The sequence below is a fragment of the Streptomyces sp. NPDC029151 genome (assembly GCF_055564315.1).
This window is the reverse complement of sequence record NZ_JBVHWQ010000005.1, coordinates 427,060-446,769: the sequence shown is the minus strand read 5'-3', so window position 1 is coordinate 446,769 and position 19,710 is coordinate 427,060. Positions and strand designations below refer to the sequence as shown.

At 73.5% G+C, this 19,710-nt stretch carries 14 protein-coding genes and 1 pseudogene; 11 read left to right on the top strand and 4 right to left on the bottom strand.

All coding sequences use genetic code 11. From position 1 onward, the window contains the following. Positions 1-5: 5 nt before the first annotated feature. A complete protein-coding gene (locus ACZ4VF_RS21560) occupies positions 6-1,403 on the top strand; it encodes a GH1 family beta-glucosidase (RefSeq protein WP_467927799.1) in 1,398 nt (465 codons plus the stop codon). Positions 1,404-1,427: 24 nt separating this feature from the next. Here the strand turns inward: ACZ4VF_RS21560 and ACZ4VF_RS21555 are convergent, their stop codons facing one another. Further along, positions 1,428-2,405 (bottom strand): AraC-like ligand-binding domain-containing protein, encoded by a 978-nt coding sequence (locus tag ACZ4VF_RS21555; protein WP_467927797.1) that lies wholly within the window; start codon positions 2,403-2,405, stop codon positions 1,428-1,430. A gap of 216 nt (positions 2,406-2,621) precedes the next feature. Here ACZ4VF_RS21555 and ACZ4VF_RS21550 point away from each other — a divergent pair, with 216 nt between their 5' ends. Both ACZ4VF_RS21550 and ACZ4VF_RS21545 read left to right on the top strand, forming a co-directional pair. After that, positions 2,622-2,987: a hypothetical protein gene (locus tag ACZ4VF_RS21550; RefSeq protein WP_467927796.1), complete on the top strand. Its 366-nt coding sequence runs from the start codon at positions 2,622-2,624 to the stop codon at positions 2,985-2,987. Between the two features lie 162 nt (positions 2,988-3,149). Continuing rightward, a complete protein-coding gene (locus ACZ4VF_RS21545; RefSeq protein ID WP_467927795.1) occupies positions 3,150-4,379 on the top strand; it encodes a cytochrome P450 family protein in 1,230 nt (409 codons plus the stop codon). A 422-nt stretch (positions 4,380-4,801) separates the two neighbouring features. On the opposite strand, the gene ACZ4VF_RS21540 is transcribed toward ACZ4VF_RS21545, so the two are convergent. Beyond that, positions 4,802-5,554: a hypothetical protein gene (locus ACZ4VF_RS21540; protein ID WP_467927794.1), complete on the bottom strand. Its 753-nt coding sequence runs from the start codon at positions 5,552-5,554 to the stop codon at positions 4,802-4,804. A 1,074-nt stretch (positions 5,555-6,628) separates the two neighbouring features. Here ACZ4VF_RS21540 and ACZ4VF_RS21535 point away from each other — a divergent pair. From ACZ4VF_RS21535 to ACZ4VF_RS21525, 3 genes are all read left to right on the top strand, one after another. Continuing rightward, a complete protein-coding gene (locus tag ACZ4VF_RS21535) occupies positions 6,629-7,462 on the top strand; it encodes an MmyB family transcriptional regulator (RefSeq protein WP_467927792.1) in 834 nt (277 codons plus the stop codon). Positions 7,463-7,578: 116 nt separating this feature from the next. Continuing rightward, a complete protein-coding gene (locus ACZ4VF_RS21530) occupies positions 7,579-8,625 on the top strand; it encodes a beta-ketoacyl-[acyl-carrier-protein] synthase family protein (RefSeq protein ID WP_467927791.1) in 1,047 nt (348 codons plus the stop codon). Positions 8,626-9,062: 437 nt separating this feature from the next. Next, positions 9,063-9,509 (top strand): hypothetical protein, encoded by a 447-nt coding sequence (locus ACZ4VF_RS21525; protein ID WP_467927790.1) that lies wholly within the window; start codon positions 9,063-9,065, stop codon positions 9,507-9,509. 200 nt (positions 9,510-9,709) lie between these two features. Here ACZ4VF_RS21525 and ACZ4VF_RS21520 read toward each other — a convergent pair whose 3' ends face one another. Together ACZ4VF_RS21520 and ACZ4VF_RS21515 are read right to left on the bottom strand one after the other, a co-directional pair. Continuing rightward, entirely contained in the window at positions 9,710-10,393 is a 684-nt protein-coding gene (locus ACZ4VF_RS21520; protein ID WP_467927789.1) for an ABC transporter ATP-binding protein, read from the bottom strand. Beyond that, positions 10,390-11,478: an ABC transporter permease gene (locus ACZ4VF_RS21515; RefSeq protein WP_467927787.1), complete on the bottom strand. Its 1,089-nt coding sequence runs from the start codon at positions 11,476-11,478 to the stop codon at positions 10,390-10,392. The genes ACZ4VF_RS21520 and ACZ4VF_RS21515 overlap by 4 nt, the downstream gene beginning before the upstream one ends. A 290-nt stretch (positions 11,479-11,768) precedes the next feature. Here ACZ4VF_RS21515 and ACZ4VF_RS21510 point away from each other — a divergent pair, with 290 nt between their 5' ends. The 5 genes and pseudogenes from ACZ4VF_RS21510 (at position 11,769) to ACZ4VF_RS21490 (ending at position 19,634) form a co-directional block, all read left to right on the top strand. Then, the gene (locus ACZ4VF_RS21510; protein ID WP_467927998.1) at positions 11,769-12,983 is read left to right on the top strand and encodes a sensor histidine kinase; all 1,215 of its coding nucleotides are present in this window, start codon (positions 11,769-11,771) and stop codon (positions 12,981-12,983) included. Between the two features lie 427 nt (positions 12,984-13,410). Then, entirely contained in the window at positions 13,411-14,046 is a 636-nt protein-coding gene (locus tag ACZ4VF_RS21505) for a response regulator (protein WP_467927786.1), read from the top strand. 418 nt (positions 14,047-14,464) lie between these two features. Further along, positions 14,465-15,442 carry an ABC transporter ATP-binding protein gene (locus ACZ4VF_RS21500; protein ID WP_467927785.1) on the top strand — a complete coding sequence of 326 codons (978 nt, stop codon included), beginning with the start codon at positions 14,465-14,467 and terminating at the stop codon, positions 15,440-15,442. Next, entirely contained in the window at positions 15,439-16,827 is a 1,389-nt protein-coding gene (locus ACZ4VF_RS21495) for an ABC transporter permease (protein WP_467927783.1), read from the top strand. The genes ACZ4VF_RS21500 and ACZ4VF_RS21495 overlap by 4 nt, the downstream gene beginning before the upstream one ends. A 56-nt stretch (positions 16,828-16,883) precedes the next feature. Next, positions 16,884-19,634: pseudogene (locus ACZ4VF_RS21490) on the top strand (bifunctional YncE family protein/alkaline phosphatase family protein). Positions 19,635-19,710: the final 76 nt, after the last annotated feature.

The following is a 19,710-nucleotide window of genomic DNA, read 5'->3' as shown; positions in this document are numbered from 1 at the left end:
CGCACATGCGCGACATGAGCGACACGACCGATGTCCCGCGCTTTCCCCCGGGGTTCGTCTTCGGCGCCGCCACCGCCTCCTACCAGATCGAGGGCGCGGCACGCGAGGACGGCCGCGGCCCGTCGATCTGGGACACCTTCAGCCACACCCCCGGACTCGTCGCGAACGGCGACACCGGCGACACGGCCTGCGACCACTACCACCGCTACCCGGAGGACGTGGCGCTGCTGCGGGAACTGGGGGTGGACTCCTACCGGTTCTCGATCGCCTGGCCGCGGATCGTGCCCGCCGGTTCCGGCGCGGTGAACCCCAGGGGCCTGGACTTCTACGCGCGGCTCGTGGACGAGCTGCTCGCGGCGGGCATCGAGCCGGCCGCCACCCTCTACCACTGGGACCTGCCCCAGGCGCTGGAGGACCGGGGCGGCTGGCGGGTCAGGGAGACCGCCGAGCGGTTCGCCGAGTACACGGCCGTCGTCGCCGAGCACCTCGGTGACCGCGTGCCGCGCTGGATCACCCTCAACGAGCCGTGGTGCAGCGCCTTCCTCGGCTACTCCGTCGGCCGCCACGCCCCCGGCGCCCGCGAGGGCCGGGGCGCGCTCGCCGCCGCCCACCACCTGCTGGTCGGGCACGGGCTGGCGGTGCAGGCACTGCGGGCGGCGGGGGTGCGCGAGGCCGGCATCACCCTCAACCTCGACCGCAACCTGCCCGCCACCGGCTCCGCCGCCGACCGCGCGGCCGTCGTCCGCGCGGACACCCAGCACAACCTGGTGTGGACCGAGCCGCTGCTCGCCGGCCGCTACCCGGACACCGAGGAGGAGACCTGGGGCGAGCTGATCAGCGGCCAGGACTTCCGGCGCGACGGCGACCTGGCCCTGATCGGGCAGCCGCTGGACTTCCTCGGCGTCAACTACTACCGGCCGATCGTCGTCGCCGACGCCCCGCACCGGGAGGCCGACCCGGCGCGGCGGACGGCGACGGACAACCGCTACGCGGAGGTCCGGCCGGCGGGGGCGCGGCACACCGCGATGGATTGGCCGGTCGTCCCGGAGAGCCTCACCGACCTGCTCGTGGCGCTGAAGGAGCGGTACGGTGACGCGCTGCCGCCGGTCCACATCACGGAGAACGGCTCCGCCGAACACGACGAGCCGAGCGCGGACGGGAGGGTGCACGACCGGGACCGGGTCGCCTGTCTGCGCGACCACCTCACCGCGCTGAAGGCCGCGCTGGACGCGGGCGTGGACGTCCGCGGCTACTACGTCTGGTCGCTGCTGGACAACTTCGAGTGGGCCTTCGGCTACGGCAGGCGGTTCGGGATCGTCCGGGTCGACTACGACACCCTGCGGCGGACGCCGAAGGACAGCTACCACTGGTACCGCGCGCTGATCGCGGCGCAGCGGCGGTGACCGTACGTCGCCGGCCGGGCCCGCTCACCCCGCGGCATCCGCGCCCCTCCACAGGTTCCGGTACGCGGTCGGTGTCATCCCGGTCGCGGTCCGGAAGGCGCGCGTGAAGTCGGAGGCCCTCGGGTAGCCCCAGCGGGCACCGATCGCGCTGACGGGGGTCGCGTGGAGCAGCGGGTCCGCGAGGTCCCGCCTGCACCGCGCGATCCGCTCCTGCCGGACGAGGCTCTTCACGGTCGTCCCGTGCGCCTGGCAGACCCGGTGCAGGTAGCGCGCGGAGATGCTGTGCGCCGCCGCCACCGTGGCCGGACCCAGCCCGGGGTCGTGGAGATGCTCCGCGACAAACGCCCTGACCTGCCGGAACAGCGTCGCCGAGCGGCTTTCCTGAGGCAGCGCGGACGTACGGTCGACGCACCGCGCGATGACCGCCGCGGCGAGGTCGACGACGGTCGCGCCCAGCCGTTGCCGGTCCAGCGGCGTCAGGTCGGTGTCCGCCCGCGCCAGGCTGACCAGGGTTTCGCGGAAGACGTGCCCCACGCCGTCGGCCGTGCCGAGGGCCGTTCCGCACAGCGGAGCGACCAGGTGGTCGGGTAACGGCAGCAGGCTCCGGGGGAACTGCAGGACCAGGGAACCGCAGCGGCCCGGACCGCAGGCCGATGCCTCGAACGGCCGGGAGCTGTCGTACAGGACGATCTCACCGGGCTCCACGACGGTGTTGTGCCGTGCCTGCTCGATGCTCTGCCGGCCGGAGGTGATCACGCCGATCTGGTACAGCTCGGGGTCCGACGCGCGGATCAGCCGCGGAGAGCGGTAGGAGACCAGACGCGCGTACGAGATCGCCGACAGCTGCACCGGCCCCAGCGCCATCGCACTGATCCGCGCGCCGAAGTTCGCGGGGTCGGGAAACCTCATACAGGTGGTCACCAGGGCTTCGGCGGTGGCCTCCGCCCAGGCGGCCGTCCTCTCGGCGGGCGGCAGGCAGGAGGTGTCCAGGACGGTCATCATGGTGTTTCCCCGTGGTGTCGCGTACTGCCGGTGGTCTTCCAGCACTCTCGGCCGCTCGTGGCGCCCACCGGAAGGCGGTTCCGCGTCAATCGCCGTGTGCGCCGTGTGCCAAGCACTGTGCGCCGTGCGCTCACGACACCGGGGGCGGCGAGCGGGCAGGCTCGGATCGCACCGCCGGTCTCCAGGCGGTGTTTCCCCGAGACAGGAGGATCTTTCGTGCGGACGTCACAGAAGGCCGGTCTGGCCGCGGCCGCCGCGGCGCTCGGCCTGGCCGGCATGCTCGCCCCCACCGCCTCCGCGCAGCCGCGGGTGACGGCGGCCCCGTCCGACTGCCCGAAGTACTACTTCTGCGGCTACAAGAAGGCGAACTTCAAGGACCTCGCCTTCCGGTTCAAGGACTGTTACATCCAGGAGATCCCCGACGGCCTGAACAGCGGGGGTTCCTGGTACAACAACCAGTCGGCCGGCACGAAGGCCCGCATGTACGACAAGAACAAGAGGCTCATCTACACCACTCCGGGCGCACCCTCGTCGGACGCGAGCGGCGACTGGGCACCGGTCTGGTACGTGGACGCCTGCTGACCCCCCGGCCGGGGCCCTGCGCGGGCCCCGGCCGCGTGGGCGGGTGAGAAAGGCTCCGGTCCCCGGCACACTGGGAACATTCCCCTCGAAAGCTTGCAAAAGGGGCATGTGAGAGACCAGACGACGGGGGCACGTGTGGTCGGTGCCCGCACGGGAGGCACGATGAGCCGGCAGCCAGTCCTTCTCCCCTACGCCGACCCGGCCTTCGTGGCCGATCCCTTCCCGCTCTACCGGCGGCTGCGCGAGGACGGCCCGGTCCGGCGCGCGGTTCTCGCCGGAGGCCTGGACGCCTGGCTGGTCACCCGCTACGAGGACGGCCTGGCCGCCCTGTCCGACCCCCGGCTGAGCAGCGATGTCCGCGACGCCTCGGACCCACGGCTCGTCCAGCAGCTGCCCCGGTTCGAGCGCGAGTCGATGATGAGCAACATGCTCCGCTCCGACCCGCCCGACCACACCCGGCTGCGCCGCCTGGTCTCCAAGGCGTTCACCGCACGCCGGGTCGCCGCGCTGGAGCCCCGCGTCCAGGAGATCACCGACCGGCTCCTCGACGCGGTGGTACCGGCCGGCCGGGCCGACCTCGTGGCGGACTTCGCGCTGCCGCTGCCGGTCACCGTGATCTGCGAGCTGCTCGGCGTGCCCGTGGACGACCGGCACGACTTCCAGCGGTGGACCGACGCCATGCTCGTCCGCGGGGAGGAACTGCCCGACCCGGCCGCCGTCGACGAGGCCTGGCAGCGGATGCGCGCCTACGTGACCGCGCACCTCGACGCCAAGCGCGCCCACCCCGGAGACGATCTCCTCAGCGCGTTGATCACCGCCCACGACGAGGAGCGGCGGCTGAACCACGACGAGCTGATCGCCATGACCTTCCTGCTGCTGGTCGCCGGCTACGTCACGACGGTCAACCTGATCGGCGGCGGCATCGCCGCGCTGCTCGCCCACCCCGACCAGCTGACCCTCCTGCGCCGGCAGCCGGACCTGCTGCCCGACGCGATCGAGGAGTTCCTCCGCTACGACGGCCCGGTCAGCCCGGGCATCGCCCGGTTCGCCCTCGAGGACGTCGAGATCGCGGGCGTGACTGTCCCGCGCGGCGCGACCGTGCTCATCGCGTCCGCCATCGCCGACCGCGATCCGGCCCGGTTCCCCGACCCCGACCGGCTGGACATCACCCGGCGGGACAACGCCCACCTGGCCTTCGGACACGGCATCCACTACTGCCTGGGCGCGCCGCTCGCCCGGCTCGAAGGCCGGGTCGCCATCGGAACGGTGCTGCGCCGCCTCCCTGGCCTCGCCCTGGCCGTGCCCCCGGCGGCACTGGACTGGCGGCCCGGCGGCCTCCGCGGCCCGGCCCGGCTTCCCGTCACGTTCACTCCTGGTGGCCGGGCCCGCTGAACCGGGGAAGGGCCGGAAGCCGCGGCGCCGGTCCGCACGGTCCGCTCCCTCGACGCCGACGTCCTCGGGAACACGGCGGACCGCCGCCCGCGTGGGTCTCGCGCGCGAGGCGGGTACTCGCGGAGCCGCCCGGTCCGGTCAGGGTGACCAGGCGGGCCCTGTGCACGTCGGAAGGGTCGGAAGCGATGGCCCCGAGTTCCGGTTCCCGTCCGACGAAGGACGTCAGAGCTCCAGGACGCCGAGCCCCCCGGGGCCGGTGGAGACGGACCCGGCGGTGAGGTCGGCGCGTGCGGACAGGCGTGCGTGCGGACAGGCGCCGGCATGCGCCGGGCCGGAGTGCCGCCCAACCGGGGTCCTGGGACGGGTGCGACGCCCCTCCGTGCCGCCCGCGCCGCATGCGCACCGGTCGCCGGTGCCGGTGCTCACGCCCCCGGCAGTACGAGCCAGATCTCGGAGAGGGCGAGGCCGTGTTCGCGGTTCACCACTCCGCAGGGACAGCCCAGCGCGGCCCGGCGCCAGTCGCAGGTCACCGTCCACGGCCCGTCCTTGCCGCCGCATCCCGGGCAGGCGACGGTTCTCGCCGCCCACACCCCGGGGCCGGGCCTGCTGTAGTGGCGGAACCTCCCCGAGTGCCGGACCCGCCAGGGCTCGACCGGCGGTGTGAGCGGGAGGGTGCCGGGGGCGCTCGTCGCGGCGAGCGCGGTGAACAGCGCGGTCAGCTCGGGGAGCAGGGCTTCTCCCGCCGCGGTCGGTGGCGCCGCGCCGTCCGCCGTACCCGGGACGGCCGCGTACCTGGGGGCCGCGGCCGCCTTCGGCGGGTCGGGGGCGGCGTGCCAGGGCAGCAGGGCGCGGGCGACGGCGGCCAGGAGGGCGGCGGCGGGCGGGCCGACGGCACCGGCGTCGAGGTGGTGGACGGCGGTCCGCAGAACGCGTTGCAGCCGCCTGTCCCGGTCCGTCGCCCGGATCTTCTCCGCAGGGCCCCGCCGGGTGGGGAGGGGAGCGCCGAGGCGGGCCAGGACGGCCCCCACGGCGTGGGCGTCCGCCGGGGAAAGGCGCCACGCGCCCGCGGCGAGGAACTCCCCGGCGCGGGCGCACTCCCTCGCGAGAGCGCCCGTCCGCAGGGGGTGGGGGAGGGGACCCGGTGCCGCCACCGGCTCTCCGCGTACGTCTGCCATCGGCCCCCTCCTCGTCCACGTCCGGCACGGCCATTCTCCCAGGAGTCTTCGCTCGCCCCTCGCCGGGTGGCCGACCGCGGCGGATCGTCGCCCACGCGCCGGGTACGAGCGGCACACCGCGCCCGCACCTGCCGGGCACCGGCCGGCGACCGGCAGGTGCGGGCGGCCGCCGGGTTTCCGGATCCCCGGGTGCCTGACGGGCTTTCGGATCCGCGGGCACCTGGCGGGTTTCCGGATCCGCGGGCGTCCGAACGGGCTTCCAGCCGCTCCCGGCGTCGCGGTGCGGCCGCTCCCGGCTCACCCGGAAGCCCGGTGGCGCCGCCGGGCACCGTCGTGGGAACCTCGCGGCGATGGGCACGCACAGGGAAACCGCACCGGCGGGAGTGACGGACGGCGTTCACCGTCGCCGACCGGGTGGACGCGTGGGGGCGGCTCGTGGATGCGGTCGAACGCGGCTACGGCGGCGACGACACCCACGAGTACACGAACGGCCTCCGCTGCCGGAACCGGCTCCACCGGCGACCTGAGCCGGTCGCTGCGCTCCGCCGTGCATGGGCAAGCGGCCGACGGCGGACGGGAGGTGACGGCATGACGGCCGGACACGAGGCGGAGCCGGCCGGCACTCGCCGGTGACGCGGTGAACGCGGCGACGGTCTTCCGGCCTGCGACCCGCGGCAGCACCGGACGGCCGGTGCCGAGGCCCCTGGGGTGGGGCGAGGGGGCACCGGCCGTGGCCTGGCCGCCGGGACGCGAGATCTGGAGTGCTGACGGATTCCCAGGTGCCGTACCCGCGATTCCCGCTTACGGGAAACGGCCCCGGAAACCGACGGCAAACCCGGCTCGCCCCCGGTCTCCCGCTCGCGGACAGCAGTCGGCGCGTCCCGCATTGCCGATGCGCGCCCACGAGGGGTGCGCGAGATCACTGATGACCGCACATGACGGCCGGCGACCCCGCGTCACCGAGCATGCAGCACACAATCACCGGATATCTAGGGCCAATCTTTTACAGCAAAAGCTCATGACACTAATTACACTGACCGACAGTCAACACAAGCCCCGGGGGACTACGCTCCAGTGAACCGCCACGCACTGAAAAAACTTCTCAAAGACCGCCGTGCCCTCATATCCCCCGAATCCCACGGACTGTCCCGCCCCACCGGCCGGGGGCGCCGCGCCCCGGGCCTGTCCCAGGGGCAGGTGGACGAACTCCTCGGCTACGCCGACCGCACGTACCAGCGCCTGGAGTCCGGCAACTACCCCCATCCCCCGGTCGACCTCCTCCGGGACGTGGCGCGCCTCTACGACATGAACGAGCAGGAGTGGATCAGCCTCTGCCGGTACGCCCGGGGCGAGGATCCGCCCGGCCCGCTGTACGACACCTCCGGCCACGCCCTCCCGGCGGCCTGGGCCGACGCCGTCGCCGGCATCACGCACGCCGCGTACGTCACCGACGCCTCCTGGAACCTCGTCACCTGCAACGACCGCTTCCACGCCCTGTTCGAGAGCGGCCAGGCCCCCGCCAACACCATGCGGTGGATGCTCCTCGACGGACGCGACCAGCTCATCGAGTGGGACACGGCGTGGGCGCCGCTGGTGATGCCGCAGTTGCAGGCCGCGCTCGCCCAGCGCCCCGAGGACAAGGTGCTCCGGCAGATCGAGGCGGAGGTCCTCGCCGACCCCGCCGCCCGGCTCCTGTACGAGAAGGGCGGCGCCTCCATCCACCCCGACGGTGACGAGCGTCCGATCCGGCACGCGGTCGAGGGGCCGGGCTGGGTGACGATGTGTGTGGCGCAGCCGCTCGCCGCGCCCGGATCCCGGTGCATGATCCTCGTTTTTCGGTCGGGTCCGCGGCGGGCCGGGACCCGGCCGCGCATGTTGCAGGCACCGGGAACCCGCCTGGACGCCTGAATTTGCCCCTCTTTGGTGCACGGCCAGCACTATTTCGGGGACGGTGAAGGAAACGAACCAGCCAACTTTGCCGTACCTTGACCCAATCAGGTCGCAGCGCCTCCAGGGGGGAACTCATGCCCGCTCATATCGCCCGCCCCAGTACCGTCCTCGCCCCGCACAAAATCACCACGGACGAGATAGCAGAGGACATCCGGACCCATCATCCCGACCATCCCCGCCTCGGTGCGATACTGCGCGTCATTCGCAACTGCGGTGTGGACACCCGCTACTTCACGCAGCCACTGGACACGCCCACCGTCAACGGCACCGCGGGCATCGGTGAACGCGCCACCCGCGCCTTCGCGGACGGCCTCGCCATGGCCGAACAAGCCGCCCGTGCCGCCCTCCACCGACACGGGCTCCAGCCCGGCGACATCACCGGCCTCATCACCACCCACGCCACCGGCTGGGCCGTCCCCAACCTCGACATCCACCTGATCGCCCGGCTCGGCCTACGGCCCACCGTCCGCCGTACGGCCCTGACGACCGTCGCCTGCGCCGGCGGTGCCCACGCCCTCGTCAAGGCCGTGGAGCAGGCCCTCCTCCGCCCCGGGTCCCGGGTCCTCGTCGTCGCCGCGGAAGTCCTGTCCACCGCCTACAACCACGCCGACACCGAGATCGAGCACATGATCTACAAGGCGTTGTTCGGCGACAGCGGAGCCGCCACCCTCGTCTCCAGCGAACCTCTCGGTCCCGGTCTCACCGTCGACGCCGACGGGGTCTTCGAGTACGCCCTCCCCGACAGCCTCACCATGTACGCCGGCCGCATCGACGGCACGGGCCTGCACTTCGACAGTACGAAGCAGGCCACCGGCGGAGCCAGGCACGTGATGCCCGCCGTCCTCGACTGGCTCGCCGGCCGCCCCGTCGACGTGCCGGTCATCCACCCCGGGTCGAAGCCCATCATCCTCGACACCGCCACCGCCCTCGGCCTCACCGAGACCGACGTCCGCCACTCCCTCGACACCCTCGTCGAGGAGGGCAACCTCGGCGGCGTATCGGTTCTCCGCGTCCTCGAACGCACCCACGACCGGCCCCCGGCCGACGACCGGAGCGCGCTGATGGTCGCCTACGGCCCCGGGTTCTCCGTCTCCGCCCTCCACGGCACCTGGCGGAACTAGCCGGGCCGGCCGGGCCGCACAGGGCCTGCCCCTCCTCCTGGGGGCCCGCGCCGCGGTGCCGCCAGGTCGCGGGAGCGGACCGGATCCGGGTGTCGGTGACGGACAGGGAGGCGGCCGTGGCCGTCCCCGCCCGCCGGCACAGCGCCGTACCGGCCGATCGGGTGGTCGGACCGTTCCCCGGGCGGGCAGGATCCGGGTGACGAGCCGGCAGGGTGCCGGGCGGGGGGAGTGGCATGGCGAGCGTCGGTGATATCGCCACATGGGTGGGATCGGCCGGGACTTGGGTCGGCCTCGGAGCGGCGATCTACGCGGGGCGAGCCGCCTTTCACCTGCTGCGCCTGGAACGCCAACGGGATCGCGAGAGGGAGCAGGAGCGCCGGTCCGAGCAGGCGTCCGGCGTCGCGGCCTGGACGGGGCACCGTCCGGACACCGACCTGGTGACCAGCGCCGCCCTCTCCACGGAGGAGGCGTATCCCGACGTCTACCTCATCAACAGCTCCAGGCTGCCCGTGTACGACCTTCGGCTGTATCTCTGGGTGGACTTCCACGACAGCCCCCTGCTCTGGCAGATCCGTGCCACGGTTCCACCCACGCTTCGGCCCGTGAGGGTCGGTTCCTTCCTGATCGCTCACGCGACCGAGGCGGCCGTCATGGCACGGGCGACCGGCGTCTCGGTCTCCTTCAGGGACGCCGAGGGCAACTGCTGGCAGAGATCGCGGGACGGACTGCTGCATCTAGTGCCAGCCTCCGAACACCGACAGCGGACCGTACGGGACGGGGGTGAGAGGAGGGTCGCCGTGCTCGTCGGTCAGGTCGAGCCGCCGCCTCGCCGCAGGCGGCGGACCGCAGATCCGAGGGACGACGACACTCTGCCCGGCAGGTGAGCCGCACCGGGGGGAGCCCACCGCCCCCGGGGGGCGTCGGACAGGCGGCCGTGGGCCGCCGCGGAAGCGGGGAGCGTCCCGGTGCGCGGTGACCGGCCGGTGGTTCGAGACGACCCGTGTCCGGCAGTGCGGTGCCGCTGCCCCGCGCCGGCGGGAGAGCCGGTTGGCGGGTGACGGGTGCCCGGCGGCCGCACGCCGGCTCAGCCGCCGCCCGCCGGCAGGCGGAGCCGTCCGTCGTGGACTTCGGCGATCCGGTCCGCGGCGCCGAGGTGGGCCCGGTCGTGGGTGACCAGCACGGTGGCGGTGGCCCGCCGACGGGTGAGGCGGGCGATGAGGTCGATGACGGCGGCGCCGCGTTCGTGGTCCAGGGCGCTGGTCGGCTCGTCGACCAGGAGCACCGTGGGGTCGTTCATCAGGGCGCGGGCGATGTTGACGCGCTGGCGCTGTCCGCCGGAGAGCTGGTGGGGGCGGCGGTGCGCGTGGTCGGCGAGGCCGACCGCGTCGAGCAGGTCCAGGGCCCGGCCGCGGGCCCCGGCAGGGGAGCGGCCGTCGATGTGGGCCATCACCTGGAGCTGTTCGACGGCGGTGAGGGAGGGGAGCAGACGGGGCTGCTGGAAGACGATGCCGATCTTGTGGCGGCGCAGGTCGGTGAGGTCCCCGCGGGTCATGCCGGTGGTGGTGGTCCCGTCGACGGTGACGGTGCCCGTGTCCGGGGCGACGAGGGTCGCGGCGACGGCCAGCAGGCTGGACTTGCCGGAGCCGGAGGGGCCGACGACGGCGGTCAGGCTGCCCGGGGGGACGTCCAGGGTGACGTGGTCGAGCGCGGTCAGGCGGCCCTCGCCGTCGGGGTAGGTGAGGGTGATGCCGGTCAGCTGCAGACTCATCGGGCGCCCCCCAGGGCGGTCAGCGGGTCGACGGAGGTGATGCGGCGCACGGCCAGGGCGGCCCCGACCGCGCCGAGCACGATCGTGACCGCGGCCGGTACGAGAACGGTCGCCGGCGTCAGCACGAAGGGCACCGTCGAGCCGGCGACGACGGCACCCAGGGCGGCGGCCACGGCGGTACCGAGCAGGGTGCCGCCGGTGAGCAGGACGACCGCCTGCCCGAGGGCGTCTCTCAGCAGGTGCGCGGTGGAGGCGCCGAGGGCCTTCAGGACGGCGATGTCGCTGCCGCGCTGGACGGTCCAGACGGTGAAGAAGGCGCCGATGACCAGGGCGGAGATGACGAACAGCAGACCGCGCATGAGCTGCAGGGACCCGTTCTCGGAGGCGTAGGAGCCGATCGCGGACAGCGAGTCCGCCTTGGAGACCGTCTCGGTGCCCGCGGCCCGGTCGGCGGCCGGCACGTCGACGGCGGAGGTGGTGCGCAGGGCGATCACGGTCGCGGTCGGCCCCGCGCCGTCGCCGGTGGGGGGCGCCGTCCTCCGCCAGACGTCCAGGCTGGTCCAGACGACCGGGGTGTGGCTGAAGGAGGCGTCCCCCTGGACGGCGGCCACCGTCAGCCGCTGCCCGGCCAGGGTCAAGGCGTCACCCTGCCTGACACCGAGGGCGTCGGCGGCGGCGACGGACAGCACCGCCGCGCGCTCGGTGATCCGGTCGCTGTCGGGGGCGAGCCGGGAGCCGGGTTCGACACCGAAGGCGGAGACCCCGGCGCTGCGGACCCCCGCGGTGGCCCTGGTCGTCGTGATGCCCAGCGGCTCGGCACCGGTGACGCCGGGAGTCCGGGCCCACCGCCGCCACTGCTTCTCGGTGACGGTGGAGTCGCCGTACGACGGCTCCTGCCCGTCACCGGGCGCGTCGAAGGCGATCCGGTCGGCGGGCAGGCCGGTGATCGCGGAGATGTTCTGCCGGCCCAGCCCGGCGGTCAGCCCGGACAGCAGCCCGACCAGCAGGGTGATCAGCACGATGACGGTTCCCATCAGGGCGAACCGCCCCTTGGCGAACCTGAGGTCTCTCCAGGCGACGAACACGGCCTTGGCCAGTCCTTTCCGGCGGTGGAAGCGGAACGATGCCCAGCGGCGCGGCGGGATGCGCTCCCCTGCGGTGCGGCGGGACGCGCCCCGCCTGTCGGCAGCGGAGCGCAACCACTCTCGCCGTCCGCCCCCTGCGCCGGCATCCGGCGAGGGACGGCGGTTCTCGCGCCGGAAGGTGACCCCCGGGCTCCCACTTTCGATAGAGGACACCGCCGAGTCCGCTTCCTTACGCTGGAGGGACTGTGAACACCACCACCGCTCCCGCCCCGACCCCCACCACCCGCGCCATGGCCTGGTGCCTGCACCTGCTGACCGTGGGTCTGCTCGCCCTGGCCGGCGTCCGGGCCGTGGCGGACGGGCGGTCGTACGCGGGACCGGTCGTCGCCGTCGCGGCGGTGTGCGCGCTGGTGTACGCGGCCGGGCCGCTGCTGCCCCGGATCCACGGCTCCCGGCGGGCCGCCGGCTGGTGGCTGGCCGCCGTGGGCGCCGTGTGGCTCGTGCTGCTGGCGCTGACCGCCGACGGGGTGTGGGCCGCCTTCCCGCTGTACTTCCTCCAGCTCCACCTGCTGTCCCGCCGCGCCGCCCTGCCCGCCGTCGCCGTGACCGCGGTGGCCGCCATCGTCGCCTTCGCCGCCCACCAGGGCTCCTTCAGCCCGGCCATGGCCATCGGCCCGGCGCTGGGGGCCGCCGTCGCCGTCGCGGTGGTGTGGGGGTACGACGCCCTGTACCGGGAGAGCGAGCAGCGCAGGCGCCTCATCGAGGAGCTGACCGCCACGCGCGCCGACCTGGCGGAGGCCCAGCACACGGCCGGCGTCCTGGCCGAGCGTGAACGTCTGGCCCGGGAGATCCACGACACCCTCGCCCAGGGACTGTCCAGCATCCAGCTGCTGCTGCGCGCCGCCGAACGCGCCCTTCCCGACCGTACCGACGCCGCCGCCCGCCACGTGGAGGCCGCCCGTCAGGCCGCCGTGGACAATCTCGCCGAGGCCCGCCGCTTCGTCGCGGCCCTCACCCCGCCCGCCCTGGACGGCACCACCCTGGCCGGCGCCCTGGAACGCCTCTGCGCCACCACCGGCACCCGCCACCGGCTCACCGCGCGCTTCCACCTCACCGGCGACCCGGTCCCGCTCCCGACCGAGCACGAGGTCGCCCTGCTGCGCGTCGCCCAGTCCGCCGTCGCGAACACCGTCCGCCACGCCGGTGCCACCACCACCGAGGTCACGCTCGGCTACCTCGGCGACCGGGTCGCCCTCGACATCGTCGACGACGGCACCGGCTTCGACCCCGGCGGACTGCCCGCCCCCGGCCCGGAGAGCGGCGGCTTCGGCCTCGCCGCCATGCGCACCCGTGTGCACGCGCTCGGCGGGACCCTGACCCTCACATCCACCCCCGGCCACGGCACCGCCCTGTCCGCCCGGCTGCCCCTGACCCCACCCGGCGCGACCGGTACCGAGACCGAACGGGAGCCGGCGCCCGTGACCACGTCCGAGGCCTGTCCGTGACCGGATCCGTGACCACCTCGGTGTCCGCGTCTGCTCGTGACCGCGTCCGAGGGCTGTCCGTGACCGGATCCGTGACCACCTCGGTGTCCGCGTCTGCTCGTGACCGAGTCCGTGACCGCGTCCGAGGGCTGTCCGTGACCGGATCCGTGACCACCTCGGTGTCCGCGTCTGCTCGTGGCCGCGTCCGAGGCCTGTCCGTGACCGGATCCGTGACCACCTCGGCGTCCGCGTCTGCTCGCGACCGAACCCGTGACCGCGTCCGCGCCCCGCTCGTGGGCGGAATCCGCCACCGACCCCGCGTCCCACCCGTGACCGAAGCCGCCACCGATCCCGTGACCGCGTCCGCGCCCCGCTCGTGGGCGGAATCCGTCACCGATCCCGCGTCCCGCCCGTGACCGAATCCGCCACCGAACCCGAGGGCCCGCCCGTGACCGACACCCCCATCCGACTCCTCCTGGCCGACGACCACCCCGTGGTCCGCGCCGGGCTGCGTGCCGTGCTGGAGACGGAGCCCGGCCTGGAGGTGGTCGCCGAGGCAGCCACCGCCGAGCAGGCCGTCGACCGCGCCGCCGGGGGCGACATCGACGTCGTCCTCATGGACCTGCAGTTCGGCAAGGGCATGAACGGTGCCGAGGCCACCGCCCGGATCACCGCCCGCCCGGGCGCCCCGCGCGTGCTGGTCGTCACCACGTACGACTCCGACGCCGACACCCTGCCCGCCATCGAGGCCGGCGCCACCGGCTACCTCCTCAAGGACGCCCCTCCCGAGGACCTGGCCGCCGCCGTGCGCACCGCCGCCGCCGGGCGCACCACCCTGGCCCCGGCCGTCGCCGAACGCCTCCTGAACCGGCTGCGCACACCGGGCACCACCCTCACCCGGCGCGAGACCGAGGTTCTCGCCCTGGTCGCCGAGGGCCTGTCCAACCTGGCCGTCGGCCGCCGCCTCCACCTCACGGAGGGCACGGTCAAGTCCCACCTGGCCCGGATCTACACCAAGCTCGCCGTCGACTCCCGCACCGCCGCCGTCGCCACCGCCGCCCAGCTCGGCCTCATCCGCCGCTGACCGGAACCTCGGCAGGCCTTCTCCGGCCTCGCCCGAACCGCCGTCGGCAGCACGACCGCCGGGGACGCGAAGGAAGCGATCGTCGCCATCGGCTCCATGGGGGCGCACCGGGCCGTCACCGCCACCGTCGCCTCCCTCCGTGTCGGACCGCACCGACCTGGGACCCGGCGCCGTCCGGGACGTCGACGGCGGCCGCGCACACCGCGGGCGCGAGCAGCCCTCCGCGGCTCGGTCGACGCATCCGGTCCGCCGCCCGCTCGCCGGACGGCTCACGCCCCGTTCGGCGGACGGCCGCTGACACCCGGTCAGGCAATTGACCGCGGTTTGGGCTGCCGTTCCCTGAGCGTTCAACTGCCCCCTCCTGTCGGTGTCGTGTGTGCTTCCTAGGGTCCATGAGGCGTGCCGAAAGAAGGGGCTCATGGACTCACAGCTCGCGATCCGGGCTCGCGGGATCACCAAGTGCTTCGGTGATGTCGTCGCCCTCGACGGCGTGGACCTGGAGGTGGCGCGGGGACGGATCCACGGCCTGGCCGGGCCGAACGGCGCCGGCAAGACGACGCTGCTCGGCCTGCTGCTCGGCCTCGCCGCGGCCGACAGCGGCCGGTTGGAGATCCTCGGTACTGTGGTGGGCCGGGCGTTCGAGGCCCCCGTCGGTGTCTCCGGGTTCGTGGACGGACCCGGTCTGTACCCCGCGCTCACCGCCCGCCAGAACCTCGCCGCGCTCGCCGTTCTGCGCGGGGACGACTCGCGGTCGGCGCGGATCGACGACGCTCTGGACCAGGTCGGGCTCACGGACGTCGCCGACGACCGCACCCGCGGTTTCTCGCTGGGCATGCGCCAACGCCTGGGTCTCGCGGCGGCCTTGCTCACCCGGCCGCGGCTGCTCGTCCTCGACGAGCCCGCCAACGGCCTCGATCCGGCCGGCAAGAAGCACGTCCACGGCGTTCTCACCCGGCTCGCGCGCGAGGGAACCGCGGTCGTGCTGTCGAGTCACCGCATGGACGACCTGGAGGCCCTGTGCTCCGAGGTCACCCTCCTCGCCACCGGGCGGGTCGTCTTCTCCGGGCCGCTGGGCGAATTGGCCGCCGCGAACCGCGAACTCGACTACCGGCTGGTCACGTCCGACCCCGAGCGCACCCGCGGACTGGTCCTCGACGCTCCGGGAATCCGTCTGACCGACGACACCGCCGGACGTCAGGGCGGCGAGACGCTCGTCGTGCGCGCACCGCTGCCCGCCCTGGACGACCTGGTGGCGCGGCTCGTCCAAGCGGGTGTCGCGCTGCGCGAGTTCGCCCCGGTCGTCTCCCCCCTGGAGGCGGCGTTCCTCACCCTGACCGAGCAGCCGGCGGCCGGGCGGCAGGGCACCGCCGGTGCGCGGCAGGGGGCAGGCCGATGACCGCGGCCTCCACGGCTCCCGCGCTCACCGCCGTGTCAGGCCGTGTCTCAGTTGCCCGGAGCTACCGCTTCGAAGTCGTCAAGCTCGTCTCGCAAGGGCGGATCCGCCTGCTGGTCCTCGTCTGCTGGATCGCGCCGGCGCTCTTCGTGGCCGGTGTGAGCGAGCAGAGCACCCTGCCCACGGACACCCTGTTCGGCCGCTGGATGCACGCCTCCGGGTGGGCGGCCCCCCTGGTGACGCTCGGATTCGCCGGCAGCTGGGCACTCCCGCTGCTCACCTCCGTCGTCGCCGGCGACGTGTTCGCCGCCGAGGACCGGCTCGGCACCTGGCGCCACCTGCTCGTCGCCGTCCGCTCGCCCCGGCGCGTCTTCACCGCGAAGGCTCTCGCCGGCCTCACCGTCCTCCTGCTGCTCGTGGCCGGGCCGGCCGTCTCCAGCACGGTCGGCGGACTGGCGGCCGTCGGCGACCAGCCGCTGGTCGGCCTCGACGGCCGTCTCCTCGCGCCGGGGGACGCCGCCGGCAGGGTCCTCCTCGCCTGGCTCTGCGTCCTGCCCCCGACCCTGGCCCTCGCCGGCATCGGGCTCCTCGGATCGGTCGCGTTCGGGCGGTCCCCGATGGGTCTGCTGCTGCCCGCGTTCGTCGCGCTCGCGATGCAGCTCGCCCAGATGCTGCCGCTCCCCGTCGCCGTACGCCTCGCGCTGCCCGGTGACGCCTTCGTCGTCTGGAGAGGGCTGTTCACCAGCCCGGCGCAGCTCACCCCGCTCCTCATCGGCGTCGCCGTCGGCCTCGTGTGGGCGGTGACCGCGACAGCGCTGGCCCGCCTCCTCTTCCTGCGCCGCGACTTCACCAATCCCACCGACGACGGTCCGGCGCGCCGCGCGCTCACCATGGGCGCCCTGCCGCTCGCGGGCATCCTCGGGGTGACCGTCGCGGTCCTGGCGGCGACGACCACCGTCACCGGCTCCGGGATCGAGCAGGCCAAGGTGGAGCGCTCGCTCGCCACGGAGTTCGCCCACCTCTATCGCACGCAGACCGCGCAGCTCCACCGCCCCGCCGTCACGGAGGCGCAGTTGCGGACCACGGCGGCCTGCGCCAAGGCCGGCGTCCAGGACGGCGCCCGGGGCCCGGGCAACGACTGGCGGTGCGTCGTCTCCTGGCACCTGCCGGGTGTCACGGCCACCGGATCGGCCGTCTACCAGCTCGACATCACGGCCGACGGCCGGTTCGTCGCCGACGGCGACGGACCGAAGGAAGTGAACGGCTACTTCCTGGTGCGGACTCCGACAGGAGACGCACCCAACCCGCTGTGGCAGTTCGACGGCAGCGTCGAACTGCTCACCGCCTCCCCGAAGACCCGACCGGTTCCGGCCCGTCGAGTCCCGTGAGCCAGCAGACCCCGAAGGCCCCGCTCCAGTCCCGCAGTTACCGAAGGGATGACCACATGCAGACAATGCGCCGCCGCCGGCAGACGGACAAGGGGTACCACCACCTGCTGGGCAGACGCGTCAGCCGCCGGGCAGCGATGGTCACGGCCTGCGTCACCACGGCCGCCCTGGCCACCGGCACCGCCGTCGCCTCGACGCACCGGTTCGGCACCGACCGGGTCGGCCAGGTCACCGACAGGGGCCAGGTCGTCTCCGCCGACCAGTACATCGCCCCGTACGGCGACCGCCTCGTCATCGACGACGGCAAGATCATGTCCTCGACGGTCAGCCCGGACGGCAGCCACCTCGCCGCCTCGGTCGCCGACGGCGACGCCGCGCTGGTCGTCGTGGACCTCGCGACCGGGCGGGTCAAGCAGCGCGTCGGCACCAACGCCGCCGACGACCTGCGCATCGGCAGCGGCGCCGTCGGCCAGGAAGGCCCCGCGTACTCACCCGACGGCACACAGCTGTGGCTGGGCCAGACCGACGGCTACACCAGGTTCACGGTGAACCCGGACGGCACCCTCGCCGACCCCGTGACCGTCAGGATCCCGGCCGACGGCGGCAGGCACGCCCTGGTCGCCGCCGCGGTGTTCTCGGCCGACGGCTCCACCGTGTACGCCGCCGTCAACGGACAGAACCGGGTGGTCGCCCTCGACGCGGCCACCGGGGCCGTCAAGCGGAGCTGGGCGGTGGGCAACGCCCCGCGCGGCATGGTCCGCGTCGGCGACAAGCTCTACGTCGCCAACGAGGGCGGGCGCCCCGCGGAGTCCGGCGACACCACCCTCAACTCCTACGGCACCCAGGTGCCCGCCGACCCGCGGACCGGCGCCACCACCACCGGCACGGTCAGCGTCATCGACCTCGCCGACCCCTCCGCCGCCGTCGACACCATCGGCGTCGGCCTGCACCCGACCGCGGTGTACGCGAAGCACGGAGCGGTGTTCGTCACCAACACCGCCGACAACGACGTGTCGGTCATCGACACCGCCAAGGACAAGGTCGTCCAGACCATCTCCACCCAGCCCTGACCCGAGGCGTCGGTCGGCTACGAGCCGAACGCGGTGACCCTCACCGACGACGGCCGCCTGCTGGTCACGCTCGGCCGCGCCAACGCCGTCGCCGTCTACCGCTACACCTCCCCGCAGGAGCCGGTCGGCTACGTCGGTCTCCTGCCCACCGACTACTTCCCCGCCGAGATCGCCACCGCCGGCGGGAAGGTCGTCGTCTCCCACACCCGCGGCATCGACGCGCGCCGCCCCGGCAGCGCGGGCCACGGCACCCACGACACGACGTCCAGCCTCACCTGGTTCACCCTGCCCCGCGACGGTGTCATCCGCGACCAGACCGCCAAGGTCTTCCGGCAGAACGGCTGGAGCGCCGGATCGGTCCCGCTGGCCAAGGGCGGCAGCCACGCCGAGCCGCAGCCGGTCCCCACACGGATCGGCGACCCGTCGACCATCAAGCACGTCTTCCTCATCGTCAAGGAGAACCGCACCTACGACCAGGTCTTCGGGGACATCGCGAAGGGCGACGGCGACCCGTCGCTGACCCAGTTCGGCGAGAACGTGACACCGAACCAGCACGCCCTGGCCGAGCAGTTCGGGCTCTACGACAACACCTACGACATCGGCACCAACTCCGCCGAGGGCCACAACTGGCTGATGCAGGCCGACAATCCCGAGTACACCGAGTCCTCGGCCGGCGAGTACGCGCGCAGCTACGACACCGAGGACGACGCCCTCGGCCACCAGAAATCCGGGTTCCTGTGGACGGGCGCGCAGGCGGCCGGCAGGAGCGTGCGGGACTTCGGCGAGTTCCAGCAGTTCCTGGCCAAGCCCGCCGGGGCGAGCTGGCAGAACCTGTACTGCGACGCCAGGAACATGGACGCCACCGGGCAGCCCACCGCCTACCCCCTGAGCTCGTCGTCGCCGATACCGTCGCTCAACAGCGTGTCGGTGCCCGGCTTCCCGAAGTTCGACACCAGCGTCCCGGACGTCTACCGATACCAGATCTGGAAGCGGGACTTCGAGAAGAACGGCCCGGCGAACCTGAACATGTTCTGGCTCTCCAGCGACCACACCGGTGGCCCGGCGAGCCCGGCCGCCCAGGTCGCCGACAACGACCTCGCCACCGGCAGGATCATCGACACGATCTCGCACAGCCCGTACTGGAAGGACTCGGCGGTCTTCGTCGTGGAGGACGACTCCCAGGCCGGCCTCGACCACGTCGACGGTCACCGCGCCCCGGTCCAGATCATCAGCCCCTGGGCCCGGCACGGCACCGTCGACAGCCACTACTACACGCAGATCACGATGATCCGCACCATCGAGCAGATCCTCGGGATCCACCCGATGAACCAGAAGGACAGCGCGGCCACCCCCATGCGGCAGGCGTTCACCCGGCACCCGGACTACACGCCGTTCACCGCGCTGCCCAACCGGACCTCGCTGACCGACGGTCTGAAGACCCCGCCGTCCTGCGGTGTGGACACCCCGGCCGCGCAGGACCCCAAGGCGGCGGCCGTGCCGCCGGCGAACGTGCCGGCGGACAAGAAGTCCCTCGCGGCCCAGTGGGACGCCTGGAAGTCGAAGCAGCACCTGACCGGCCCGCACGCCGTCCCCGACTACGCCAACCCCGCCCAGATGAACCACCTCACCTGGTACCAGACGCACAACTGGACGCGGCCGTACCCCGGTGAGAAGAAGATCCACGCACCGAACGACGTACCCGGCGCCTACCTCCCGTCACCGGAGTCCGGCGACTGACGCCGGCGGATCCCGGCCGCGCTGAACAGCGAGAGGGCCGGCGCGACTTCGCGGTCGCGCCGGCCCTCTCGTCTCA